Origin of the sequence: Frigoribacterium sp. VKM Ac-2530, assembly GCF_015350835.1 — a bacterium.
GTDB lineage: Bacteria > Actinomycetota > Actinomycetes > Actinomycetales > Microbacteriaceae > Frigoribacterium.
In genome coordinates this window covers 512,427-536,217 of the sequence record NZ_JADKSE010000001.1, presented here as the reverse complement: position 1 = coordinate 536,217, position 23,791 = coordinate 512,427, and the positions used below count along the sequence as shown (strand labels likewise).

Here is a 23,791-nt window from a genome sequence, read left to right as displayed (position 1 = left end):
TCGCCCCTATGGTTCCTCTGGATCCACCCTGTTCGGTTCGTCGGAGAGCACGCCGCCCACGTCCCGGGGTGGACGACCCGTCCCGCTCCTTCCCCTCTGAAACAGGAGATCCGTGCCCTCGTCATCCTCTCGGCCTGCCCGCAGGCCTGCTTCCCGCCCCCTCGGCGACCGACCGCTCGACCGCCTCTGGAGGCGCGTCGCCGTCGCCACCACGCTCTGCGTCGCCGCGGGCACCCTGGCGCTCGGCGCGCCCGCCTCCGCCGCGCCCCCGGCCGTCACCGTCCTCGCCCAGGGCGCGGACTGGTCCGTCACCCCGGCCGCGGGCGGCTTCGTCGTCACCAAGACCCTCGACGTCCCCGTCGAGCAGCGCAGCGCCGCACCGACGTTGTGGGCCGACGGGGTGGAGCTCGGCGTCGCGACGCAGAGCCTCGACGGTCTCACCCTCACCGTGGTGACGGCCGCCGGAGCCGCGGCCACCGCCTCCTCGGTGGAGCTCGGCTGGAGCGGCGAGGCCGACCCGGCCGGCTCCTCCGCGGGATCGGCCCAGCGACGGCAGACCGCTCCGGCGCCCACGCCCGTGCCCGACGACGAGGCGGCCTCGCGCCTCCTCGACGCCGACCCGACCGCCCTCGGCGCCTTCGCGACCGAGCGCCTCGACTACGACCTCGGAGACGAGGCGGCGGAGATCCGCGGCTTCGGCCGCCTCGGCGAGATGCGCGCGTCCGTCACGATGCCCGTCGGCGCCGCGGGGGAGCGGCCCGTCGTCATGTACCTGCACGGGCGGCACACCTCGTGCTCGGGCGGCACCCGCAACCCGCTCGCCTGGCCCTGCAGCCCCGACCAGGTCGACGTCGAGAGCTGGCTCGGCTACCAGGCGTCGGCCGAGGTGCTCGCCAGCCAGGGCTACGCGGTCGTCTCGATCTCGGCCAACGCGATCAACGCCCTCGACGGCACGCTGTCCGACGACAACGGCGCGGTCGCCCGTGCCCAGCTCATCCTCGACCACCTGGCCTTGCTCGAGCAGGCGAACACCGGGACGGCGCCCGGGCTCAGCCCGGCGCTGGCCGGGCGTCTCGACCTCGACCACGTCGGCCTGATGGGCCACTCGCGCGGCGGTGACGGCGCCGTGCGCGCCGCCCTGCTGAACGCCGAGCTGCCCGAGCCCTTCGGCATCGAGGCCGTGCTGCCGCTCGCCCCGACCGACTTCGGCCGCATGACGCTGCCCGACGTGCCCATGGCCGTGGTGCTCCCGTACTGCGACGGCGACGTGTCGAACCTCCAGGGCCAGCACTTCTTCGACGACTCCCGGCTCGCCTACGGCGACGACGTGCTGCGCTCGTCGGTGCTCGTGATGGGCACGAACCACAACTTCTTCAACACGACGTGGACGCCCAGCAAGTACGCGTTCTCGGCCAGCGACGACTGGGCCGCGCAGGACCGCCAGCAGCTCGACCCCGACTGCGGCTACGGCACCGCGCCCGCGCGCCTCAGCGACGACGAGCAGTACGCGGCAGGCACCGCCTACCTGTCCGCCTTCTTCCGCCTGACCATGGGCGGCGAAGAGCAGTTCCTGCCCATGTTCGACGGCTCCGACGAGGTGCCTGCCTCGGCCGGCCGCGCCGACGTGCGCGTCACCGCCTCGCAGCCCGCCTCGACCCGCCTCGACGTGCAGACGTTCGCCACGCCCGACCCCGCCGTGCGCGTGGCTGGTGCCGGCACCTATTCCTGGTGCGCCAGCCTCGCCGGTCGCCCCGTGCCCGGCACCCAGCCCTACTGCGCGACCTCGTTGCTGTCCGCACAGGTGCCGGACTTCACCCCGGCGAACTTCGCGCCGTCGGTCCCCACCACCCCGTCCCTGCGCTTCACCTGGACCGAGCCCGCCTCGGCGACGGCCGCGCCTGCGGAGCTGCGTGTGCCGATGCCCGGCGGCTCGACGGACGTGACCGGCTTCGAGCAGCTCTCGTTCCGCGTCAGCCCCGACGAGACGGTGGCCGCCCGCGCTGATCTGGTCGTCACCCTCGTCGACGGCCAGGGCGGCTCGGCGAGCCTGCCCGCGTCGGAGTTCGGCGACGCCCTGCAGGTGCTCCCCGGCACGCGCGCGCCGCTCCGCAAGATGCTGATGCAGCAGCTCGAGATCCCGGTCGCGTCGTTCGCGGGCGTCGACCTGGCCGACGTGCGAGAGGTGCGCTTCACGGCTCCGCGCGTGGCAGGCGGCGCCCTGCTCAGCGACCTGTCCTTCCTCGGGGCGCCGACCGTCGGCACCGCCGCCGTGTCGACGCGTCCGTTCCTCTCCGTGCCCGACGTGTCGACAGAGGAGGGCGACGGCCTCGGGTCGGTGGACGTCCCGGTGCTGCTGAGCCGCGCCTCCGACGCCCCGACCACCGCCTGGTTCAGCGCGATCGGCACGCCGAGCGGCAAGGTCGACGTCGCCATGCGACCGCTGACCTTCGCCCCCGGCGAGACCTGCAAGGTCGTGACCGTGCCCACGACGGGCGACCACGCTTCGAGCCCGACCGCCACCACGCGCTTCCGGGCGACGATCTCGAACACGCAGGAGGGCTCGACCATCGGCGACAGCTTCGGCTGGGTGACGGTGCGCGAGGACGACGCAGTCGTCACGCCGGCGACGCCCGCGGTGCCGGCCGCGGTGCTGCAGATGGCCCCGGCCGTCGGTGTCCAGGGCGACGCGTGCGCCGAGGCGCAGGCTGAGGCAGGCACGCTGACGGTGTCCGACGACGTCGTCCAGCAGGGGCAGTCGCTGACCATCTCGGGCTCCGGCTACCGGGTCGGCGAGGCGGTCGCGGTGACCATCGCCCCCGAGGCCGACCCGGCCGTCGGTGCGCCGACGGTCTCGGTCGTCGACGCGGGCGAGCGCCTCGTCGAGACCGTGATCGCCGACTCCGCCGGCTCGTTCGCGCTGGTCAGCGCGATCGCGCCCGACGCGCCCGAGGGCGTCCGCACGGTCAGCGCGCTCGGGGCAGGCTCAGGCCTGGTCGCCACGGCGAGCTACCGGGTGGGAAGCGAGGCCGTCGTGCCTGTGCCCGGCACCCCTGCCGCACCCGGTGAGCCGGTCGTGCCCGGCGCGGGCAGCGGCGCAGGAGGCGCGGCACCGGTCGTCCCCGCCGCGTCCGGCGCGACGCCGATCGGGGCCGGGTCGGGGGCGAGCGCCTCGGGCTCCGACCTGGCCTACACGGGACCCGGTCTCGTCACGGGCGTGCTCCTCGCGCTCGCGCTGGCGCTGCTCGGCCTGGGAACCGCCGCGGTCCTGTCCCGGCGACGGGCCTCGCTGGCACCCGCGCTCGTGACGGGCTCGCCCAGGGAGAGAGTCCCGGGGGACTGACGACGGGCCCCGGACGGAGGAAGGCCCCGTCGCGCAGCTGCGCGACGGGGCCTTCCTCCGTTCAGCAGCAGATGCCGCCGGGGCGGCAGGCTCAGCGGGGCCGAGGACTCAGCGGCGAGCGGTGCTGCGGCGTCCCGAGACGGCGACCCAGATCGCCAGGACGACGATCGCGCCGATGATCGAGCCGATGATGCCGGCGGGCTGGAAGAAGCCGTCGGTCGGGTCGTGCTGGAACAGCAGGAAGCCGAGGAACCCGCCGACGAACGAGCCGATGACGCCCAGGAGGATCGTCATGGCGATCGAGAGGCTCTGACGACCCGGGACCACCGCTCGCGCGATGAACCCCGCGATGAGGCCGATGACGAGCAGGCTGATGATGAGACCGATCATGGTGTTCTCCTTCCGGGAGAGCTGAGCGACGGGCACCGTCGGTACCGTGGAGCCGCGCAGCTCAGCAGACCACCCCTGGAGGTGTGGCGGCACACCCCTCGGGGTGGGATGGTGTCGTCATGCCCCTCGCCCCGACCCGCTCGATCACCGTCGCCCTCGTCGACGACTACGACGTCGTGCTCGCCGGCCTCGCCCACATGTTCGACCAGTACCGCGACCGGGTCGTCGTCGCCGAGATCGACGCGACGACGGCGCTGTCCGACGAGGTCGACGTCGTCCTCTACGACTCCTTCGCCCAGCCCGAGTCCGACCACCACGAGCTCGCCGAGCTCGTCGCGAACCCCGCGGCCGGCAAGGTGGTCGTCTACACCTGGAACTTCCACCCCGAGCTGGTGGAGGCGGCCCTCGCGCAGGGCGTGCACGGGTACCTCTCGAAGACCCTCACGGCACGCGAGCTCGTGGAGGCGCTCGAGGCGGTGCATCGAGGCGAGCAGGTCGTCAGCGACGTCCGGGGCCGTGCGCCGAGCGCCCCCGGACTCGACTGGCCCGGCCGCCGCGAGGGCATCACCGACCGCGAGTCGGAGATCCTGGCGCTGATCACCCAGGGCAAGAGCAACGCCGAGGTCGCCGCCCTGACCTACCTCAGCCCGAACACGGTCAAGTCGTACATCCGGTCGGTCTACCGGCGCATCGGTGCGACCAGCCGCACGCAGGCCGTGCTCTGGGGCGTGCAGAACGGCTTCCGCCCCGACCACCACCGGATCGACCACTGGCTCGGCGGTCCCTGAGGAGTCGGGGGCGCCTCCTACGAGGGCCGCGGGCGGGCGTCGTGCTCCCAGGAGGCGACGAGCTCCTCGTGCGCCTCGAGCCGCGCCTGGGTGCGCCGGGGGTCCCGTCGGGCGAGCGCGTCGAGCAGCACGATGGACAGGGTCACCACGGCGCCGTGCGAGTCGAAGACGAGGTCGGTGCCCACCGGGGCGACCAGCGTGACGTCGAGCAGGTCGGCGAACGGCACGAGGGGAGTGTCGACGATGCCGACCGTGGCCAGCCCGAGCGACCGGGCGTGGGCCACGGCCCGCACCGTCGCCTCCGGGTGCCGGGGCATGACGACGAACAGCACCGCGCTCGCGCCGTCGAGGTGCAGCTGGGTGACGCCGTCGATCAGCGAGGCGCCGTCGTCGAGGACGCGGACGTCGGGCAGCACCTTCTGGGCGAGGTGGCCGAGGTGGTGCGCCAGCGACGCGGACACCCTCAGGCCGACGATGCCGAGGGGGCGCGTCCCGGCGAGCAGGTCGACCGCACGGGTCATCCGGTCGGAGGCGATGGTCTGCTCGAGGGCGCTCAGGTTGTCCCGCTCGCGGGCGAGCGCGGCCGCGGGCATGCTGCCCGGGCCGGGTGACGGGCTGTCGCTCGGCGACCCGGAGAGGACGCGCTCCCGGGCCGCGCCGCGGAACTCCGCCCAGCCCGAGAACCCGAACGCCGTCGCCATGCGGGTCACGGTGGGCTGGCTCACCCCGGCCGCCTCGGCGACGTCCACGCTCGAGGCGAAGGCCACGTCCGGCAGCGAGTCGAGCATGTGCTGCGCCACGCGGCGCTGGGTGGGCGAGAGGCGATGGGCGTGCATCAGGTCGAGCAGCCACGACCGCACACGGTCGAGCGACTGCGTGCTGGCGGAGTCGGTCACGAGGTCCCTTCCTGCGGGGACGAGCGGGTCGACGGCGACGAGGGCGGCGCCGTCCGGACGGGGAAGTCGGCGAGCACGGCGCCGAGGCCGGGCAGCTCGGCCTCCAGCCGCTCGATGTCCGGCCCGAGCGGACGGTCGTCCGTCGACGGGTCGATCAGGCTCACCAGGTGCTCGAACACCGGCAGGAGGCGCGTCCCGGCCACGCGGTCGGGCGCCATCTGGAGGGCGCGGACGGCCGCGAACAGCTCGACGGCCAGCACGGCGCCGGCCGAGCGCACCAGGCTCGTCAGCAGCCTCGTGCTCTGGATGGCGAAGCTCGCGTGGTCCTCGAGGCCGAGCGAGACGCTCACGCTGGCGTTCGTGACCGGGGCCGAGTCGACGCGCATGTGCGCCAGCGCGTCCTGCGCCACGTACTCGACGATCATCAGGCCCGAGCTGGTCGCGTTGCGCCGGGCGTCGGCGAGGAACGGCGGCAGGCCGGTCATGTCGGCCCGCATCAACAGCCCGAGCCTGCTCGTCGACAGGCTGAAGACGGGGTGCAGCCCGACCCTGGCCGCGTCGAGCGTCCAGGCGAGGGTGGCGAGGTGGAACTGGCCGTGGTGCCGCACCCCGTCGTCGACCACCAGGGGGTTCTCCGCCGGGCCGCCGAGCTCTCGGTCGAGGGCGCCGAGCAGCACCGAGAGGGCCGTCCGGGCGGGGGCGTGCACCTGCGGGGCGGCCCTCAGCCCGAAGGGGTCCTGGAGGCGGGCCGCCCCGGCCGGCGGGCCGGCGACGCGCTCCGTGAGCCAGCGCAGGCGTGCCGCCTCCTGCACCTGCCCGGGGTGCGGACGGGCCGCGTGCACCTGCTCGTCGAACGCCTCCGCCGAGCCCCGCAGCGCGCGGAAGCTCAGGGCGGCGACCACCGTGGCCGCGTCGAGCTGCCGGGCCGCGACGTCGGCGGCGAGGGCGGTCGTCGCCAAGGTGACGGCGCTGGAGCTCATGAAGGGGAGGGAGTCGCTGGGGGCGAACACGATCGGCTCGGCCGTGCCCGACCGCCAGGGCAGCTCGCCGATCAGCGTCAGGGCGAGCTCGGCCAGGGCCGTGACGTCGCCGGTGCCGACGGAGCCTGTCCGGTGGAACGTCGGGAGGGCGTCGGCGCGGACCGCGGCGAGCAGCCCCCGCACCACGGCGGGGCTGACCCCGGACCCGCCGGCGAGCAGCTGGTTGAGGCGGACCACCAGGGCGGCGCGGGTCACGCGATCGTCCTCGACCTCGCCGATGCCGGTGGCGTGGCTGCGCAGGAGGCGCAGACCGTGCGCGGTCTGCTCCCGGAGGACCTCCTCCTCGGACAGGTCCTCGCCCTCGTCGACGAGCGCCACGGTGCGGTTGGCGCCGACACCGGTGTTGGCGCCGTAGACGGTGCCGGCGTCGCGGGCGGCGAGGAGGGTCTCGTGCGACGCGCGGACACGGTCGAGGGCGCTGTCCGGGACAGTGACCTCCGCACGCCTGTCGGCGATGGCCACGAGGTCGGCGACGCGCAGGGGCGTGCCGTCGAGCTCGATGCGGTCGATGCGGTCGATGCGGTGAGCGCGGTCGGTGCCGCTCGTCCCGGTCATGGGCGCCACTGTGCCTCCTCGCTGTTTCGGGCTCGTGAACGAACCGTCGGGGCCATTGACGAAGTATTCATGATCAACTCATGATGAATCAACCTATTCACGACAGGAACGGAACACGCACTCGTGACACTCGACGCGCACATGCCCGCCCCCGACGCCGCAGACGCCACGGACGTCGCAGGCACGGCCCCCGACCCGTCACCGTCCGGGCCCCGGTCGGTCCGGGCGCCCCGGGGCACCGAGCTCAGCTGCCGCGGCTGGCAGCAGGAGGCGGCCCTGCGGATGCTCATGAACAACCTCGACCCCGAGGTGGCGGAGCACCCCGACGACCTCGTCGTCTACGGCGGCACCGGCAAGGCCGCCCGCTCGTGGGAGGCCTTCGACGCGATGGTCGCGACGCTCCGGACCCTCGGCGACGACGAGACGATGCTCGTTCAGTCGGGCAAGCCGGTCGGCGTGTTCCGGACGAACGAGTGGTCGCCCCGGGTGCTGCTCGCGAACTCCAACCTCGTGGGCGACTGGGCCAACTGGGAGGAGTTCCGCAAGCTCGACGCCCTGGGGCTCATGATGTACGGCCAGATGACGGCCGGGTCGTGGATCTACATCGGGACGCAGGGCATCCTCCAGGGGACCTACGAGACGTTCTCGGCCGTCGCGGACGCCGACTTCGGCGGCACGCTGGCCGGCACGATCACGCTGACGGCGGGCGTCGGGGGGATGGGAGGCGCGCAGCCGCTGGCCGTGACGATGAACGACGGCGTCGCGATCTGCATCGACGTCGACCGGACGCGCATCGACCGTCGGGTCGAGCACCGGTACCTCGACGTCGCCGCCTCGAGCCTCGACGAGGCGCTCGAGCTGGCGATCGCCGCTCGCCACGAGAGGCGCCCGCTCTCGATCGGCGTCGTCGGCAACGCCGCCGAGCTGGTGCCCGAGCTGCTCGCACGGAGGGCCCCGATCGACATCGTCACCGACCAGACCTCGGCCCACGACCCGCTGTCGTACCTGCCGATCGGCACCCGCTTCGAGGACATGGCCGCCGAGGCCGCGGCCGACCCGGCCGACTTCACCCTCCGGGCCCAGGCGGCGATGCGGGCCCACGTGGAGGCGATGGTCGGCTTCATGGACGCCGGCGCGGTGGTCTTCGACTACGGCAACAGCATCCGCGGCGAGGCGCGCACGGCGGGCTACGACCGCGCCTTCGCGTTCCCCGGCTTCGTGCCCGCGTACATCCGTCCCCTCTTCGCCGAGGGCAAGGGGCCGTTCCGGTGGGCTGCGCTCTCGGGCGACCCGGCCGACATCGCCGCGACCGACAGGGCGATCCTCGAGCTGTTCCCCGAGAACGAGTCGCTGCGGAAGTGGATCACCATGGCGGGCGAGCGGGTCGCCTTCCAGGGCCTCCCGGCCCGCATCTGCTGGCTCGGCTACGGCGAGCGGCACCTGGCAGGGCTGAAGTTCAACGAGATGGTGGCGTCGGGCGAGCTGTCCGCGCCGATCGTCATCGGCCGCGACCACCTCGACTCCGGCTCGGTCGCGTCGCCGTACCGCGAGACGGAGGCGATGCTCGACGGGTCGGACGCGATCGCCGACTGGCCCCTCCTGAACGCCATGGTCAACGTCGCGTCGGGGGCCACCTGGGTCTCGATCCACCAGGGCGGCGGCGTCGGCATGGGCCGCTCGATCCACGCCGGCCAGGTCATCGTGGCCGACGGCACCGACCTCGCCGCCGAGAAGCTCGCGCGGGTGCTCGTCGCCGACCCCGGCATGGGCGTCATCCGCCACGCCGACGCCGGCTACGAGCGAGCCGTCGAGGTCGCCGCCGAGCGCGGCGTCCGCGTCCCCATGCGCGAGCAGGGCGCAGGAGGCGCGGGCCGGGTGCCCGAGGCAGCACCCGCCGAGAACGCGGCGACCGAGAGCTTCGAGGCCGACGCCACGGAGGGCACGGTCGATGGCCCTCGCCCGTAGCGGCGCGGCCGTCGAGCGCGACCGGCTCCGCGCCTCCTTCGACGGGGTCTGGGGCGACCTGGCGGGCGTGGGCCGCGACCCGCGCTCGGGTGGCTACGACCGGTTCTCGTGGACGGGCGTCGACCTGGGGCTCCGTGAGTGGTTCGTCGCGGAGGCGACCCGGCGGGGGCTCGAGGTCGAGGTCGACCGGAACGGCAACCAGTGGGCCTGGTGGGGCACGCCGGCCGACGGCGCCGTCGTCACCGGCAGCCACCTCGACAGCGTGCCCGGCGGCGGGGCCTTCGACGGGCCGCTCGGCGTCGTCGGCGCCCTGCTCGCCGTCGACGCGCTCCGGGCCTCCGGCCTCGAGCCCGAGCGACCGCTCGCCGTCGTGAACTTCGTCGAGGAGGAGGGGGCCCGGTTCGGGCTCGCCTGCCTCGGGTCGCGCCTCATGACGGGCGCCGTCGACGCAGGCCACGCGCTCTCGCTGACCGACGACGACGGCACGACCCTCGCCGACGCGATGTCCGCGGCGGGCCACGCCCCGGAGCACGTCGGCCTCGACGAGGCGGCCCTGGCCCGCATCGGGGTCTTCGTCGAGCTGCACGTCGAGCAGGGCGTGCACCTCGCCCTCGGCGACGAGTCGGTCGGGGTGGCGAGCGCGATCCTCCCGCACGGCCGCTGGCACTTCTGCTTCGAGGGGGAGGGCAACCACGCCGGCACCACGCGGCTCGTGGACCGCCACGACCCGATGCTGCCCTTCGCCGAGGCGGTGGGCGCGGCTCGGCGCCTCGCGGCCGAGGCGCAGGCGGTCACGACGTTCGGCCGAGTCAGGGTCGACCCGAACGGCACGAACGCGATCCCGTCGCGGGTCGACGCCTGGCTCGACGCCCGAGGGGCCGACGAGGTCGGCGTCGTCCGCCTGGTCGACGACCTCCGACGGGTCGCCGAGGAGGCGGCGGCCGGCCACGGCGTCCGCCTCACCGTGACGAACGACAGCTTCACCCCCGTGGTCGACTTCGACGCGTCGCTCGGCGACCGGCTGCGGTCGTCGCTCGGTGCCGCGTCGATCGCGGCGCCGACCCTGCCGACGGCCGCCGGGCACGACGCCGGGATCCTCGCCGCGCGCGTGCCCACGGCCATGCTCTTCGTGCGGAACCCGACGGGGATCAGCCACAGCCCGCACGAGCACGCCGAGGCGTCCGACTGCGTCGACGGGGTCGAGGCGCTGACCGTCGTGCTCCGCGACCTGCTGACCGAGCCCCTCGAGGTCGTGTCGGACGCGGGCGTCCCGGTCGAGGCCGCCCGGTGACGGGGGAGGGTCTCCCCGCAGCCGAGCCGGCCCGGTCGGTCTTCTGGGCCGAGCACCTCTGGCCCGGCCAGGGCGAGGTGCGGCACGGCGTCGTCGTCGAGGTCGCGGGCGATCGGATCGTGACGGTCGCGGTCGACGTGGACGCGCCTCCTGCGGGGTCGACCGTCCTGCGCGGGGTGACGCTGCCGGGGCTGGTGAACGCCCACTCGCACGCCTTCCACCGGGCGCTGCGCGGGCGGACCCAGGTCGGCAGCGGCAGCTTCTGGACCTGGCGCGACGTCATGTGGTCCGTCGCCGATCGGCTGACGCCCGAGAACTACGAGGCCCTCGCGACGGCGGTGTTCACCGAGATGGTGCTGGCCGGGATCACGACCGTGGGCGAGTTCCACTACGTGCACCACACTCCCGACGGCACGCCGCACGACGACCCGATCGCGATGTCGCGAGCCCTGGTCCGCGCGGCGGCGACCGCGGGCGTCCGCCTGACCCTGCTCGACACCTGCTACCTGGTCGGCGGGTTCGTGCCCGACGGGGCAGGCGAGGTCGAGAGCGGGCCCGACGTCGAGCAGGTCCACGTCCCGCTGTCGGCCGCGCAGCTCCGCTTCGGCGACGGCACCGCAGCCGAGTGGGCACGGCGTGCCACGGCCGCCCGCGACGCGCTGACCGGGCCCGCCGTCGTGGTCGGCGCCGCCGTGCACTCGGTGCGGGCCGTGCCCGAGCGTGCGCTCGGCACCGTCGCCTCCTGGGCCCACGGACACGACGCACCGCTGCACGTGCACGTCTCCGAACAGCCGGCCGAGAACGCGGACTGCGTGCGCCTCCTCGGCTCCACCCCCGTCGCGCTGCTCCGTCGGCACGGCGTCCTCGACCACAGGGCGACGGCCGTCCACGCCACCCACCTGACGTCGCACGACGTCGGCGACCTCGCCGCGAGCGGCGCCTGGGCCTGCTTCTGCGTGACGACCGAGCGCGACCTCGCCGACGGCATCGGACCGGCCGCCGAGCTGGTCGAGGCAGGCGTGCCGCTCACCGTCGGCAGCGACAGCCACGCGGTGGTCGACCTGCTCGAGGAGGTGCGGGGCATCGAGTCGGGACAGCGCCTGGTCAGCGGTCGGCGCGGCTGGTTCGGAGCCGCGCAGCTGCTGACGGCGGCGACCGTCGAGGGGGCCAGGTCGCTCGGCTGGGACGACGGCGGGACGATCACGCCCGGCGCCCTCGCCGACTTCACGACCGTCTCGCTCGACTCGGTGCGCCTCGCGGACGCGCGCGTCGACTCGCTGCTCGAGTCGGTCGTCTTCGCCGCCACGGCGTCGGACGTGGCCACGGTGGTCGTGGGCGGCGAGGTCGTCGTGCGCGACGGCGCCCACGTGCGCGTCTCGTCGCCGGCCGTCGCGCTGCGCGACTCGATCGCGGCCGTGCTGCCGCCCGGGCCGTCGCCCGTGCCCTCGCCGGTGCCGTCGTCGGTGCCCTCGCCACCCGCCCGAGCTCCCCGAGAGGACCCGCCCGCATGACCGTCACCGCCCTGACCGGCATCTCGCAGCTCGTCACGAACGACCCGACGCACGAGCACGCCGAGGCGTCCGACTCGCCGCTCGGCGTCGTGCTCGACGCCGCCGTCCTCCTCGACGGCGGGCGCGTCCTCTGGACCGGCCCCGCCGCGAGCATGCCGTCGTCGGTCGCCGACGCCGTGGTCGACCTGGGCGGCCGGGCCGTCGTCCCCGGGTTCGTCGACAGCCACGCCCACCTGGCGTTCGCGGGCGACCGGTCCGACGAGTTCGCGGCCCGGATGGCCGGCGAGCCGTACTCCGCCGGCGGCATCCGGAGCACCGTGGCGCACACGAGGTCGGCGAGCGACGCCGACCTCGCCGCCTCGGTGCGGAGGCTCGCCGACGAGGCGCTGCGGCAGGGCACCACCACGCTCGAGAGCAAGTCGGGCTACGGGCTGAGCGTGCACGACGAGCGCCGCAGCCTGGAGGCGGTCCGGACGGTCACGACGGAGGCCACGTTCCTGGGAGCCCACGTCGTGCCCGCCGAGTTCGCCGGACGGCCCGACGACTACGTCGCGCTCGTCGTCGGCGAGATGCTCGAGGCCTGCGCGCCGCTCGCGCGGTGGATCGACGTCTTCTGCGACGTCGGGGCGTTCGACGTCGACCAGGCGCGGGAGATCCTCACCGCCGGGACGGCCGCCGGGCTGACGCCGCGCCTGCACGCCGGCCAGCTCGCCCCGGGCGGCGGCATCCGGCTCGGCGTCGAGCTGGGCGCCGCGTCGGTCGACCACGTGACCCACGCGAGCGACGACGACGTGGAGGCGCTGGCCGCGTCGACGACGGTCGCGACCCTGCTGCCGGGGGCCGAGTTCTCCACCCGCGCCCGCTACCCCGACGCGCGACGGCTGCTCGCGGCCGGGGTGACGGTGGCCCTGGCCGCGGACTGCAACCCGGGGTCGAGCTACACGACGAGCATCCCGTTCTGCATCGCGGTGGCCGTGCGCGACATGGGCATGACCCCGGCGGAGGCGCTGTGGTCCGCGACCGCCGGGGGAGCGGCGGCGCTGCGACGGACCGATGTCGGCCACCTCGCCGTCGGCGCGGCAGCGGACCTCCTCGTGCTCGACGCGCCGTCGTTCGTTCACCTCGCGTACCGGCCGGGCGTGCCTCTCGTGGAGTCCGTCCGGCGCGGCGGGGAGCTCGTCTCGGGGCGCGCCTCCTGATGGCGGAGCCCGTCGTGCTGCGGGCGGCCGTCCGAGCGGTGGTGCCGTGGCGGAACGGCGCCGGCACGACGACGGTGGTCGCCGAGGGGCCGCCGTCCTCCGCCGGCTCGAGCGGGCCGACGTGGCCGGAGCCGACATGGCGGGAGCCGACATGGCGGGAGCCGACATGGCGGGTCAGCGTCGCGACGATCGCCCGGTCGGCGCCGTTCTCGGAGTTCGCGGGGGTCGATCGCCTGCTGATGCCCCTGTCGGCGGCGGGTCTCGACCTCGTGGTCGACGGGCGGCGGGTGCACGGCGAGGCCCTCGAGGTGCTGGCGTTCGCGGGGGAGTCGGCGGTCGCGGCGGTCGACGTCGCGGCCGAGGGGCTCGACCTCAACCTCATGACCCGCCGAGGCAGCGCGGAGGGGCAGCTCCGGACCGTCGAGGTCCCCACGGTGCTCGAGCTGGCGCCGCACGAGGTCGTCGGGGCCGTCGTCCTGTCGGGAGAGGCGCGGCTCGGGAACGACGTGCTGGGTGCTCTCGACGCCTTCCTGGTGCCCGGTCCCGCGACCGTGGCCGTCGCCGGGAGCGGGGTCCTCGCCATGGCGCGGATCTCCGGCGTGGCCGACCCCGGGTCCTGAGCCGTTCCTCCTCGACGGGACGTCGTCCCCGGTGGGCGGGGCCCTTGTCGGCCCAGGCTGGGCCGGCACCGCCTCGCCCGGGCGCGGTGCGCCTCCTGCGCCCCTGACGTCACCCGTGGTCTGCTGGGCGCATGCCTGACGCGAGCGAGCTGACCACGTACCTGCCCTGGGCGGTCGCCGCCGTCCTCCTCATCGTGCTGATCGTGCTCGTGGTGCTGCTGCGTCGACGGGCCACGGCGGCGCAGGAGGCGCTGCGGACCCGCGAGGACGCGCACCGGAAGGCGCTCGACGAGGCCACGGCCGAGCGCGAGCGCGCGGCCCGCGACGCCGCCGAGGCCCACGCCCGCGAGCTCGAGCAGGTCGAGGCGCGTCGCGTCGACGCCGAGACGTCCGCACAGCAGAGCCGCGCCCTGGTCGCCGCCGGGGCGAAGTGGGAGGAGACCTCCCGCCGCATGGTGCTCGACGCGGTCACCGACCTCGGCCTCGACGGCGCCCTCGTGACGAACCTCGTCTTCGTGCCCGTCGACGCGACGCGGACCCGGCGCTTCGTCGCGCAGGTCGACCACGTCCTGTTGCTGCCGACGGTCGCCCTCGTGATCGAGAACAAGGGGTGGAAGGGCGTCGTGCTCGACGGCGTGCACCCCCGGGACGCCGGCTCGTCGTTCGCGACGCTCCTCGGCGACCTCGAGCTGGAGCCGCCCTTCGCGGTCCAGGTCAAGCGCGACTCGCTCACCTCGCTCGAGCTGCGCACGCACGACCAGGGCCACGCCCCCCGCAAGCAGGTCCGGCGCCAGGCGCAGCGCATCTCCGACCTCGTCCGGGCCGAGACCCACCGCAAGCCGTGGTTCGACACCGCGGTGCTGTACTCGCACCCCGACGCCGACGTCCACGCCGACCCCCGGGCCGACGACGAGGGCGTGAGCACCGTCGTCATCGCCAGCCAGGCCCAGCTGCGCGCCCACCTCGAGGAGCTCGTCCGACGCCGTCGACCCGGCCCCGACAGCCCCCGCATCGACGAGCTGTCGGCGCTCTTCGCCGGCCTCGGGGCCGAGGTGACGCCCTTCGGGCAGCCGCTCGACCGCGCGTCGGCGACGGCGGCGACGGCGGGCCCGGCGACAGCGGGCCCGGCACGCCAGCACGACGACGCAGGCGCCTCGCCCACGCAGCCGTAGCACCTCGCCGAGCCGGCGCCTCCTGCAGTCCCTGCACGGCGCAGGCCGATGCTCGGCCTCCTCGGGGCGTCCTGCCAGGCGGCGACCGCGTCCGGGCCCCTACCGTCGACCCCCTCGGCGCCTGTCCGGCGCGAGGACGACGGGAGACGCGCCGATGAGGCTGACCGACACGAGCGACCTGTGGTGGAAGACCGCGGTCTTCTACAACCTCGACGTCGAGACCTACCTCGACCGGGACGACGACGGCGTCGGGGACCTGGACGGCCTGGCGCACCGGCTCGACCACCTGGCCGAGCTCGGCGTCACCTGCCTGTGGCTGGCGCCGTTCTACCCGTCGCCCCAGCGGGACAACGGCTACGACATCGAGGACTACTACGGGGTCGACCCCCGCTACGGCCACCTCGGCGATCTCGTCGAGGTCGTGCGCACCGCCCACGACCGGGGCATGCGCGTCATCGTCGACCTGGTGGTCAACCACACGTCCGACCAGCACCCCTGGTTCCGGGAGGCGCGCAGCAGCCCCGAGAATCGGTACCGCCGGTTCTACCAGTGGCGCGACGACGTCCCCGAGGACGCCCCGGAGAGCATGTTCCCCGACGTCGAGGACGGCGTCTGGCGCTTCGACGACGAGGCGGGGCAGTACTACAGGCACTCCTTCTACCGCCACCAGCCCGACCTCGCCACCGACGACCCGGTCGTCCGCGAGGAGATCGCCAAGGTGATCGGCTTCTGGCTGCAGCTCGGCATCGACGGGTTCCGGGTCGACGCCGTGCCGCACCTGATCGAGGGCGACGACGGCCCCGAGCACGACTTCCTGCGCACGCTGCGGCGCTTCGTGTCCCGACGCAGCGGGCACGGCGTGCTGCTCGGCGAGGTCAACCTGCCCTACGACGAGCAGCTCGCGTTCTTCGGCGGCGAGGACGGCGACGAGCTCACCATGCAGTTCGACTTCGTCGGCAACCAGGCGCTGTACCTGTCGCTCGCGCGACAGGACGCGACCCCGCTGCGGGAGGCGCTCGAGGCTCGACCTGCCCTGGCCCGCGGCAACCAGTGGGGCAACTTCGTCCGCAACCACGACGAGCTCACCCTCGACCAGCTGAGCAAGTCCGAGCGGGGCGAGGTCTTCGCGGCGTTCGCGCCGGAGGAGGGCCAGCGCATCCACGGCCGCGGCATCACCCGCCGCCTGCCGCCGATGCTGGAGGGCGACCCCCGCCGCGTCCGCATGGTCTACAGCCTGCTGTTCTCGCTGCCCGGCTCGCCGGTGCTCTACTACGGCGAGGAGATCGGCATGGGCGAGGACTCCCGCGTCGAGGGCAGCCGCGGCGCCGTCCGCACCCCCATGCAGTGGACGGCGGAGGCGAACGGCGGCTTCTCGGCAGCTGCGGCCGAGGACCTCGTGTCGGCGGTGGTCACGGGCGGCAACGCTCCGGAGCACGTCAACGTGTCCCAGCAGCGACACGACCCGGGTTCGCTGCTCGCCTTCGTCTCGCAGCTGACCCGCGCCTACCGCGCAGCGCCCGAGATCGGCTGGGGAGAGCTGTCCGTCCTCCGGCAGCCGCACGCCTGCGTGCTCGCCCACAGCGTGGACAGCGAGCTCGGCCTCCTCGTCGCGGCGCACAACTTCGCCCCGGACGGCCGGTCGTTCCGCGTCGAGCTCGAGGGCGCGACCGACGAGTGGCAGGTGGTCGACGTCCTGGCCGGCGACGGTGCGGCCCGGCCCCTCGACGACGGCGGCGTCGAGATCGAGCTCGAGGGCTACGGCCACCGCTGGCTGCGCGTGGTGCGCCCGGGGGAGAAGCGCCTCCTCTGACGCCGGGCCGCCGCGTCGGGCCTACTGGACCGACGCGGTCAGCCGTGCCACGTTGTCGAGCACCTGCAGGCCCGCGGGGCGGGAGAGCCAGCCCTCGAGGGTGATCTCGCGCGACTTGCGGCGGTAGTCGTCCTCGATGAGGCGGACCTCGTCGACGAACGACTTGCCGTGCACCATCAGCGACACCTCGAAGTTGAGGCTGAACGACCGCATGTCCATGTTGCTCGAGCCGATCACGGCGACGGTGTCGTCGACCGTGAAGTGCTTGGAGTGCAGCACGATGGGGCGCTCGTAGAGGAAGATCCGCACGCCCGCCCGCAGCAGCGTCTCGTAGTACGACCGCTGGGCGTGGTAGACCATGAACTGGTCGGCGACCTCGCAGGCGAAGAGCTGCACCTCGACCCCGCGCTCGGCGGCCGTGGTGATCGCGTAGAGCATCGAGTCGTCGGGCACGAAGTACGGGCTGGCGATGATCAGCCTCTCCTGAGCGCCGTAGACGAGGGCGTTGAACAGGCGCAGGTTGTTCTCGCCGTCGAAGCCCGGGCCGCTCGGCACCACCTGGCACTCGAGGCTGTCCGGCCCCTGGCGCTGCTCGATCAGGGGCTCGGCCTCGGCGTCGGTGGGCAGCTCGTCGGTCTCGCTGTACCAGTCGGTGATGAAGAGCGCGTTGAGGCCGACGGCCGCGGGGCCCTCGAGCCGCACCATCAGGTCCTTCCACTGCAGCCCGCGCTTGATGTTGCCGCGCTTGTTGTAGCTGGGGTCCGTCATGTTCTGCGAGCCGGTGAAGGCGACGTCGCCGTCGATCACGACGATCTTGCGGTGGTTCCGCAGATCGGGTCGGCGCCAGGCGCCCTGGAACGGGCGGAAGGGGAGCATCTCCTCGAAGCGGATGCCCGAGTCGCGCAGCCACTGCCGGGTGACCCGGCCCTGCGGGTTCCGCATCGTGGCCCAGTGGTCGTAGAGCACCCGGACGGCGACCCCTCTGGCGTGGGCGCGCTCGAGCGCCTCGAAGAAGAGGAACGTCGACTCGTCGCGAGTGAGGATGTAGAACTCGACGTGCACATACCGCTCCGCCTCGTCGACGGCGGCGGCCATCGCGGCGATCGACTCGGCGTAGTCGGGCAGCAGGGTCGCCGTGTTGCCGGGCAGCAGGGGCATGGCGCCGAGCGTGCGGTTGAGGGTCACGACCGTGCCGAACCACGGCGGGCGCGGATTCGTCACCGCGTGGACGTCGTCGATGCCCTTGGTGGCGTCGAGGATCCGGTCGTTGATCTCGCGCTGCTTGTCGCGGCGGTCCTGGGGGAGCTTCGAGCTGCCGAGCAGTCCGAAGAGCACGCTGCCGGGGATCGGCGACACGAAGATCGCCAGCAGCCAGGCCATGGCGGAGCTGGGGCGCCGGTTGCGGGGCACGGCCACCACGGCCACGATCCGGATGAGGATGTCGACGATCAAGATCACCGTCGGGAAGTGCTTGAAGATCCTGCGCCACGTCATGCGTCGATCTTGTCAGCCCGGCGGCGGACCCGCCTCCGCTGTTCGCCCCGGGGACACAGGCTTTGCACTATCAGGCGCAGAGTGCAATCATCGTCCCGGGGCACCTGCCCTCTGGCGACGTCGCCGCACCGCGCACCGACGACCGAGAGGAGGCGCCCCGTGAGCACCGAGACCGTCCCGCCCGTCAGCAAGGCCGCGATCCGCCGCCTGCGGACCCGCTCCGAGCTCGTGGGCGCGGCCCGCCGGCTCACCGCCGAGCACGGGCTCGCCGGCTTCACCCTCGAGCAGCTCTGCGACGAGGTCGGCGTCTCCCGGCGCACGTTCTTCAACCACTTCGCGTCCAAGGACGACGTGGTCGTCGGCGTGGGGCTGGACGACGACGAGGACGAGGCGCTCGAGGGCTACGCGTCCTCGCGACGCGACCCGCGCCTCCCCGTCTTCTCGACGACTCTCGACGACCTCGCGGCGCTCGTCGTGCAGCGTGTCGAGCACGTCGGCCTCACCCGCGAGCGGGCAGCCGAGTTCAAGGCGGCCCTCGACCGCGAGCCGCGGCTGCTGCAGGCGATGCTCACGCAGGGCGACGAGCAGCAGCGCCGCGTCGCGGCCGCCGTGGCGTCGCACGAGGGCGTCCCCGACGACGACCCGCGCATCGGCGTCGTCGTGGCGGTCGCCGGCGCGCTGGTGCAGCGCGCGATGGCCCGGTTCTTCTTCGACGAGGGCCCGCCGGGCCTCCGCTTCGACCACGTCCTCCGTGACCAGCTCGCCCTCGCCCGCGAGCTGTTCTCCGCCGCACCGCCCCTCGACCAGGAAGCACGCTGACACGACCATGACCACCACCACCGCGAAGACGGCCGACGCGCCGTTCCTCCTCACCCAGAGGCGGATCTGGATCATCTTCGGCGCCCTCATCTCGGGCATGCTCCTCTCCAGCCTCGACCAGACCATCGTCTCGACGGCGATGCCGACGATCGTCGGCGAGCTGGGCGGCGTCGAGCACCAGGCCTGGATCACCACGGCCTACCTGCTCGCCACCACGATCGTCATGCCGATCTACGGCAAGTTCGGCGACGTGCTCGGCCGGCGGAACCTCTTCCTGGCGGCGATCGCGATCTTCACGCTCGCGAGCATCGGCTGCGCCTTCGCGACGGACTTCTGGGCGTTCGTCGTCTTCCGGGCGATCCAGGGCCTGGGCGGCGGCGGCCTGATGATCCTGTCGCAGGCGATCATCGCGGACATCGTGCCCGCCTCGGAGCGAGGCAAGTACCTCGGCCCCCTCGGCGCCGTGTTCGGCCTGTCGGCCATCGGCGGCCCCCTGCTCGGCGGCTTCTTCGTCGACCACCTCACCTGGCAGTGGGCGTTCTACATCAACGTGCCCGTCGGCATCGCCGCCTTCGTCATCGCCTGGATGGCGCTGACCCTGCCGAGCAAGAAGGCCACGAAGCGCGTCGACTGGCTCGGCGTCGTGCTGCTCTCGGCCGCCACGACGTGCCTCATCTTCTTCACGGAGTTCGGCGGCCAGGCCGACCACGGCTGGGGCGCACCCGAGACGTGGCTGTGGGGCGCGGGCGTGCTCGTCGCCGTCAGCGCGTTCGTGCTCGTCGAGTCGCGCGCCGAGGACCCGATCATCCCGTTGTCCTTCTTCCGGAACCGCGTGTTCGTCCTGGCGACGGCCGTCGGCTTCGTGCTGGGCATCGGCATGTTCTCGGCGATCGCCTTCGTCCCGACGTTCCTGCAGATGTCGTCGGGCGCCTCCGCGGCCGTGTCCGGGCTGCTGCTGCTGCCGATGATGGCGGGCCTGATCGGCACCTCGATCCTCTCGGGCAACCTCATCACCAAGACGGGGCGCTACCGCGTCTTCCCCATCGTGGGCACGCTGTTGACGGGCGTCGCGATGGCTCTGTTCACCACCCTGACCGCAGACACGCCCTTGTGGCTGATCTGCGTCTTCCTGCTGGTCTTCGGCGCCGGTCTCGGCCTCATCATGCAGGTCGTGGTGCTGGTCGTGCAGAACTCCGTCGACGCCGCGAACGTCGGCACGGCGACGAGCACGAACAACTACTTCCGCGAGGTGGGCGCCGCCCTGGGCGTCGCGATCTTCGGCGCGCTGTTCACGAGCCGCCTCACGGAGAACCTCACGAGCGTCTTCACCGGTGCCGGCGCCTCGAGCGGCGACGCCGCCCAGGCGACGGCGACGCTCGACCCGGCAGCCCTGAACGAGCTGCCCGAGGCGATCCGCCGTCAGGTCGTCGAGGGCTACGCCGACGCCCTGGCGCCGGTGTTCGCCTACCTCATCCCCTTCATCGCGGTCGCCTTCGTGCTGGCGCTGTTCCTGCCCCAGATCGCGCTCAGCGACGTCGCCGGCATGGTGGCGCGCGGCGAGGCGGTCTCGGGCGACGAGGCGGAACAGCTCGAGAAGGAGGCGCGCGGTCGCTCCACGGGCGCGGTCGCCGAGGCGGCCACCGCGTCGGCGGTCGCGGCGGGAGCGCCGTCGACGGCTGTCGGCGACGGCCCTCGGGGGAGCGTCGCCGGCGGGACCGCGGACGAGCCCGCGGAGGCCGGGGGAGAGCGCGGCGAGGCAGACCGCCGCCCCTGAGCACCGGGTCACGGGAGGGCGCCCGACGGCAGCGGCGCCCTCCGGCGGGGTCGACAGCACGAGATGTCCCGGTCGCACCGGCGAGTCCGCCGAGCGCGGGCCCCTGGCGGACGTACGATCCGACCATGAGCGAGAGCACCGGCACGACGGAGTGGGACGTCGACGTGTTCCCCGTCGAGGCGCCGCCCTCGCCGCGGGGAGCCCGCACCTCCGTGCCGGCTCCTCCCGCCGTCGAACCCACCACGTCGCCCTCATCCGCGACGCACGAGCAGGAGCACCGCCCCGTGACACCCGTCCTCGCACCCGAGGCCCCCGCAGCACCGTCCGACGTCCTCGTCACCCGCCGCGATCCGCGTCCGGTCTCGGTGCCCTCGCACCGCGCCGACACGACGGACGACGTCGTGCCCACCGACCCGACGGAGGCGCGACCGGCCAGCGTCGCCCGCCACTCGGTCGAGACGTCGGCCATCACCCTGCCCGTCTTCGCCCCGGACGTCGACCCTTCGCTGCCGCAGCCGCCCGATCGACTCACCCTCGACGACGACGTCCTCGTGCGGATGGTCGAGCGTCGTCTCGACGACACGGCGACCGTCGACCTCATGGCGGTCGTGCAGGCCCAGCTCCAGGCGCGCCGTGTCGAGGCCGCCCGCTTCGCCTCCTGGGCCCGCGAGATGGACCGCGTCGGCACCGACGAGGCCGCCGACGCCCTGGAGCGCACCCGGCTCCGCTTCACCGGCGTCATCGACGTCGTGCTGCCGATCGACCTCGACGAGGTCCACGGCGACGACGCCGTCGACGAGCAGCTCGATCCGACGCCCCACGCGACGACCGACGTGCAGTCGTCCGGCCCGGCTGTGACCCCCTCGGAGGCCTCGGGCGCACCGAGCGGCGTGTCCGTGCCCGCACCTGCTCCGACTCCCGCACCTGCGCCGACCCTCGCGCCTGCGGCCCTCGCCGAGCCGGCCCTCCACATCGACGAGCCCCACGACGACGAGCGGTCTCCTCGTCGGGCGCCGCGCCTCCTGGTCGTGGCCGGCCTCGCCCTCGCGGGCCTCGTCGTCCTCGCCGCGGTCGTGCTCGCCCTGGTCGCCCCCGAGCTGCTCGCCTCCGCCGTGCTCGCCACGGTGGCGGTCCCGGTCGCGGGCGGCCTCGGTGCGGCCGCCGCGCTGGTCGCCGTGGTGCACGGTCCGGCCGACGCCGAGCGCGTCGCCGTCCGCGGGCCCGTCGCCGTCGTCGCGGGCATCGTCGTGTCCGCCGTCCTCGGCTACGGCGTCCTGGTGACCGTGCCGGCGTCGCTCGCCTGGCAGGGCTGGCTCGTCCGGCTCGTCGGGTTCACGGGCATGACGCCGGGGGTCGCCGCCGTCGCCGCGCTCCTCGTCGCCGCCGCGGCCGCCTTCGTGGTCGCCGTGCTCGCGACGGGCCTGCGGCCGACCTCCCGCCGCTAGGCTGAGGGGGTGTCCACCCTCGCCTCCGTCAACGCCGTCGTCGAACGCCTCTGGCCCCTCTCGGGCGCCGAGTCGTGGGATCGTCCCGGCATCGTGGTGGGCGACCCCGACCAGCCCGTGACCCACGTCCGGCTCGCGGTCGACGCGGTCCTCGAGGTCGTGGACGAGGCCGTCGACATCGGTGCCGACCTCCTGCTCGTGCACCACCCCCTCCTCTTCCGCGGCGCGACGACCATGGCCGAGGACACGACGAAGGGCGCGGTCGTCTCCCGTCTCGTGCGGGCTGGCTGCGCGCTGATCGCCGCCCACACGAACGCCGACGTCGTCGAGACCGGCACCTCGCGCGTCGTCGCGCACCAGCTCGGCCTCGTCGACCAGCGGCCGATCACCGAGGGGGCGACGAGCTCCACCGGCCTCGGCGTGACGGGCCGCCTGCCTCGGCCCATGAGCCTCGTGTCGTTCGCGCGCCAGCTCGGCGAGCTCCTGCCGCCCACCGCCGCGGGCATCCGCGTGGCCGGTGACGCCGAGCGCGTCGTCGAGACCGTGGCGCTCTGCGCGGGTGCCGGCGACTCCCTGCTCGACCACCCCGACGTCCGCGCAGCGGACGTCTACCTGACGAGCGACCTCCGCCACCACCCCGCGAGCGACGCCAGGGACCTGATGCTCCTCGGCCGAGGCCCGGCTCTCGTCGACGTCTCGCACTGGGCGAGCGAGTGGCTCTGGCTCGACACCGCCGCCGCGCAGCTGCGCGAGGCCCTCCACGACGTCGAGGTCACCCTGAGCGACCTGCGCACCGATCCCTGGGACTTCACGGTCGTGCAGTAGCCGACCCCCACCTCCTGCGCTCTCGTGCTCGACACGGACGCCGCACCACGACCGCTGCACCACGACCACGAAGCAGGCACCATGGCCCTCCAAGCAAGCCCCGCCGACCAGGCGCTCCTCCTCGACCTCCAGGCGCTCGACACGTCGATCCAGCAGCTCGCCCACCGCGCGGCGAACCTGCCCGAGATCGCCGTGCTCGCCACGATCGACGGGGACGCCTCCCGCCTCCGCAGTCGTCTGTCGTCCGAGCAGGGCGCCTGGGAGGACGCGCAGACCGAGCTGACGCGCATCGAGTCCGACGTCGCCGTCGTGGTGGCCCGTGCCGAGCGCGACCGCACCCGGCTGGCGTCCTCCTCGTCCGTGAAGGACGTCGCGGCGCTCGAGGGCGAGCTCGTCGCCCTCGCCCGTCGGCAGAGCGACCTGGAGGACGCGCAGCTCGAGGTGATGGACCGGGTCGAGTCGCTCGGCGCCGTCGCCGCCCTGACGAAGTCCGAGCTCGACCAGATCGAGACCCGTCGTGCCGAGGCCGCGGACGGCCGCGACGCCGGGCTCGGCAGGCTCGAGGTCGAGCGACGCGAGGTCGAGGCCGACCGCGCCGCCATCGCCGAGAAGGTGCCCGCCGAGCTGCTCGCCCTCTACGAGCGCCAGCGTGCCCGCTACGGCGTCGGCGCGTCGCTGCTCCGCGGCGGGGTCTCCAGCGCGAGCGGCGTCACGCTCACCGGCAGCGACCTCGCGGCCGTGCGGTCCGCCTCCGCCTACGACGTCGTGCTCTGCCCCGACAGCGACGCGATCCTCGTGCGGACGGGCGAGTCGGGCATCTGACCGTCCCGTCGTGACGGGCGGGCGACGCCCGCTAG

Annotated in this window: 18 protein-coding genes; 14 read left to right on the top strand and 4 right to left on the bottom strand. The window is 73.9% G+C overall.

The window, feature by feature from the left end; genetic code table 11:
• Positions 1-112: 112 nt before the first annotated feature.
• Entirely contained in the window at positions 113-3,340 is a 3,228-nt protein-coding gene (locus ITJ48_RS02415) for a hypothetical protein (protein ID WP_194612260.1), read from the top strand.
• Between the two features lie 108 nt (positions 3,341-3,448).
• On the opposite strand, the gene ITJ48_RS02410 is transcribed toward ITJ48_RS02415, so the two are convergent.
• The gene (locus ITJ48_RS02410; RefSeq protein ID WP_194612259.1) at positions 3,449-3,730 is read right to left on the bottom strand and encodes a GlsB/YeaQ/YmgE family stress response membrane protein; all 282 of its coding nucleotides are present in this window, start codon (positions 3,728-3,730) and stop codon (positions 3,449-3,451) included.
• Between the two features lie 119 nt (positions 3,731-3,849).
• On the opposite strand from ITJ48_RS02410, the gene ITJ48_RS02405 reads away from it, so the two are divergent.
• Positions 3,850-4,518, top strand: a complete 669-nt coding sequence (locus ITJ48_RS02405; protein WP_123546071.1) for a LuxR C-terminal-related transcriptional regulator — start codon at positions 3,850-3,852, stop codon at positions 4,516-4,518.
• 17 nt (positions 4,519-4,535) lie between these two features.
• On the opposite strand, the gene ITJ48_RS02400 is transcribed toward ITJ48_RS02405, so the two are convergent.
• Together ITJ48_RS02400 and ITJ48_RS02395 are read right to left on the bottom strand one after the other, a co-directional pair.
• On the bottom strand, positions 4,536-5,414 hold the full coding sequence (locus ITJ48_RS02400) for a MurR/RpiR family transcriptional regulator (protein ID WP_370544739.1): 879 nt from the start codon (positions 5,412-5,414) through the stop codon (positions 4,536-4,538).
• The gene (locus tag ITJ48_RS02395) at positions 5,411-7,009 is read right to left on the bottom strand and encodes an aromatic amino acid ammonia-lyase (RefSeq protein ID WP_194612258.1); all 1,599 of its coding nucleotides are present in this window, start codon (positions 7,007-7,009) and stop codon (positions 5,411-5,413) included. Before ITJ48_RS02395 ends, ITJ48_RS02400 begins: the two co-directional genes overlap by 4 nt.
• A gap of 141 nt (positions 7,010-7,150) precedes the next feature.
• Here ITJ48_RS02395 and hutU point away from each other — a divergent pair, with 141 nt between their 5' ends.
• The 7 genes from hutU to ITJ48_RS02360 all read left to right on the top strand — a co-directional run bounded on the left by hutU (position 7,151) and on the right by ITJ48_RS02360 (position 16,577).
• Entirely contained in the window at positions 7,151-8,974 is a 1,824-nt protein-coding gene (gene hutU / locus ITJ48_RS02390; RefSeq protein ID WP_194612257.1) for a urocanate hydratase, read from the top strand.
• On the top strand, positions 8,958-10,265 hold the full coding sequence (locus ITJ48_RS02385) for an allantoate amidohydrolase (protein WP_194612256.1): 1,308 nt from the start codon (positions 8,958-8,960) through the stop codon (positions 10,263-10,265). The genes hutU and ITJ48_RS02385 overlap by 17 nt, the downstream gene beginning before the upstream one ends.
• Entirely contained in the window at positions 10,262-11,776 is a 1,515-nt protein-coding gene (locus ITJ48_RS02380) for a formimidoylglutamate deiminase (RefSeq protein ID WP_194612255.1), read from the top strand. The genes ITJ48_RS02385 and ITJ48_RS02380 overlap by 4 nt, the downstream gene beginning before the upstream one ends.
• Positions 11,773-12,975: an imidazolonepropionase gene (gene hutI / locus ITJ48_RS02375; protein WP_194612254.1), complete on the top strand. Its 1,203-nt coding sequence runs from the start codon at positions 11,773-11,775 to the stop codon at positions 12,973-12,975. The genes ITJ48_RS02380 and hutI overlap by 4 nt, the downstream gene beginning before the upstream one ends.
• Positions 12,975-13,595 (top strand): HutD family protein, encoded by a 621-nt coding sequence (locus ITJ48_RS02370; protein ID WP_194612253.1) that lies wholly within the window; start codon positions 12,975-12,977, stop codon positions 13,593-13,595. Before hutI ends, ITJ48_RS02370 begins: the two co-directional genes overlap by 1 nt.
• Positions 13,596-13,726: 131 nt before the next feature.
• Complete coding sequence (locus ITJ48_RS02365) at positions 13,727-14,767, top strand: nuclease-related domain-containing protein (RefSeq protein ID WP_194612252.1); 1,041 nt, start codon at positions 13,727-13,729, stop codon at positions 14,765-14,767.
• 154 nt (positions 14,768-14,921) lie between these two features.
• Complete coding sequence (locus ITJ48_RS02360; protein ID WP_194612251.1) at positions 14,922-16,577, top strand: alpha-amylase family protein; 1,656 nt, start codon at positions 14,922-14,924, stop codon at positions 16,575-16,577.
• Positions 16,578-16,598: 21 nt separating this feature from the next.
• Here the strand turns inward: ITJ48_RS02360 and cls are convergent, their stop codons facing one another.
• The gene (gene cls, locus ITJ48_RS02355; RefSeq protein ID WP_194612250.1) at positions 16,599-18,071 is read right to left on the bottom strand and encodes a cardiolipin synthase; all 1,473 of its coding nucleotides are present in this window, start codon (positions 18,069-18,071) and stop codon (positions 16,599-16,601) included.
• Positions 18,072-18,230: 159 nt separating this feature from the next.
• On the opposite strand from cls, the gene ITJ48_RS02350 reads away from it, so the two are divergent.
• The 5 genes from ITJ48_RS02350 to ITJ48_RS02330 all read left to right on the top strand — a co-directional run bounded on the left by ITJ48_RS02350 (position 18,231) and on the right by ITJ48_RS02330 (position 23,756).
• Positions 18,231-18,890 (top strand): TetR/AcrR family transcriptional regulator, encoded by a 660-nt coding sequence (locus ITJ48_RS02350; RefSeq protein WP_194612249.1) that lies wholly within the window; start codon positions 18,231-18,233, stop codon positions 18,888-18,890.
• Between the two features lie 7 nt (positions 18,891-18,897).
• Positions 18,898-20,664: an MDR family MFS transporter gene (locus tag ITJ48_RS02345; RefSeq protein ID WP_194612248.1), complete on the top strand. Its 1,767-nt coding sequence runs from the start codon at positions 18,898-18,900 to the stop codon at positions 20,662-20,664.
• A 125-nt stretch (positions 20,665-20,789) separates the two neighbouring features.
• Positions 20,790-22,109 carry a hypothetical protein gene (locus ITJ48_RS02340; RefSeq protein WP_194612247.1) on the top strand — a complete coding sequence of 440 codons (1,320 nt, stop codon included), beginning with the start codon at positions 20,790-20,792 and terminating at the stop codon, positions 22,107-22,109.
• Positions 22,110-22,118: 9 nt separating this feature from the next.
• On the top strand, positions 22,119-22,934 hold the full coding sequence (locus ITJ48_RS02335; RefSeq protein WP_194612246.1) for a Nif3-like dinuclear metal center hexameric protein: 816 nt from the start codon (positions 22,119-22,121) through the stop codon (positions 22,932-22,934).
• A gap of 81 nt (positions 22,935-23,015) precedes the next feature.
• Positions 23,016-23,756 carry a zinc ribbon domain-containing protein gene (locus tag ITJ48_RS02330; RefSeq protein WP_133737593.1) on the top strand — a complete coding sequence of 247 codons (741 nt, stop codon included), beginning with the start codon at positions 23,016-23,018 and terminating at the stop codon, positions 23,754-23,756.
• The last annotated feature ends 35 nt before the right edge of the window (positions 23,757-23,791 follow it).

What these genes read in the sequence shown, in the direction of transcription:
- ITJ48_RS02410 (WP_194612259.1), bottom strand. Translation starts at nt 3,730, where the DNA reads ATGATCGGTCTCATCATCAGCCTGCTCGTCATCGGCCTCATCGCGGGG.
- ITJ48_RS02405 (WP_123546071.1), top strand. Translation starts at nt 3,850, where the DNA reads ATGCCCCTCGCCCCGACCCGCTCGATCACCGTCGCCCTCGTCGACGAC.
- ITJ48_RS02395 (WP_194612258.1), bottom strand. Translation starts at nt 7,009, where the DNA reads ATGACCGGGACGAGCGGCACCGACCGCGCTCACCGCATCGACCGCATC.
- hutU (WP_194612257.1), top strand. Translation starts at nt 7,151, where the DNA reads ATGCCCGCCCCCGACGCCGCAGACGCCACGGACGTCGCAGGCACGGCC.
- ITJ48_RS02385 (WP_194612256.1), top strand. Translation starts at nt 8,958, where the DNA reads ATGGCCCTCGCCCGTAGCGGCGCGGCCGTCGAGCGCGACCGGCTCCGC.
- hutI (WP_194612254.1), top strand. Translation starts at nt 11,773, where the DNA reads ATGACCGTCACCGCCCTGACCGGCATCTCGCAGCTCGTCACGAACGAC.
- ITJ48_RS02370 (WP_194612253.1), top strand. Translation starts at nt 12,975, where the DNA reads ATGGCGGAGCCCGTCGTGCTGCGGGCGGCCGTCCGAGCGGTGGTGCCG.
- ITJ48_RS02365 (WP_194612252.1), top strand. Translation starts at nt 13,727, where the DNA reads ATGCCTGACGCGAGCGAGCTGACCACGTACCTGCCCTGGGCGGTCGCC.
- ITJ48_RS02360 (WP_194612251.1), top strand. Translation starts at nt 14,922, where the DNA reads ATGAGGCTGACCGACACGAGCGACCTGTGGTGGAAGACCGCGGTCTTC.
- cls (WP_194612250.1), bottom strand. Translation starts at nt 18,071, where the DNA reads ATGACGTGGCGCAGGATCTTCAAGCACTTCCCGACGGTGATCTTGATC.
- ITJ48_RS02345 (WP_194612248.1), top strand. Translation starts at nt 18,898, where the DNA reads ATGACCACCACCACCGCGAAGACGGCCGACGCGCCGTTCCTCCTCACC.
- ITJ48_RS02340 (WP_194612247.1), top strand. Translation starts at nt 20,790, where the DNA reads ATGAGCGAGAGCACCGGCACGACGGAGTGGGACGTCGACGTGTTCCCC.
- ITJ48_RS02330 (WP_133737593.1), top strand. Translation starts at nt 23,016, where the DNA reads ATGGCCCTCCAAGCAAGCCCCGCCGACCAGGCGCTCCTCCTCGACCTC.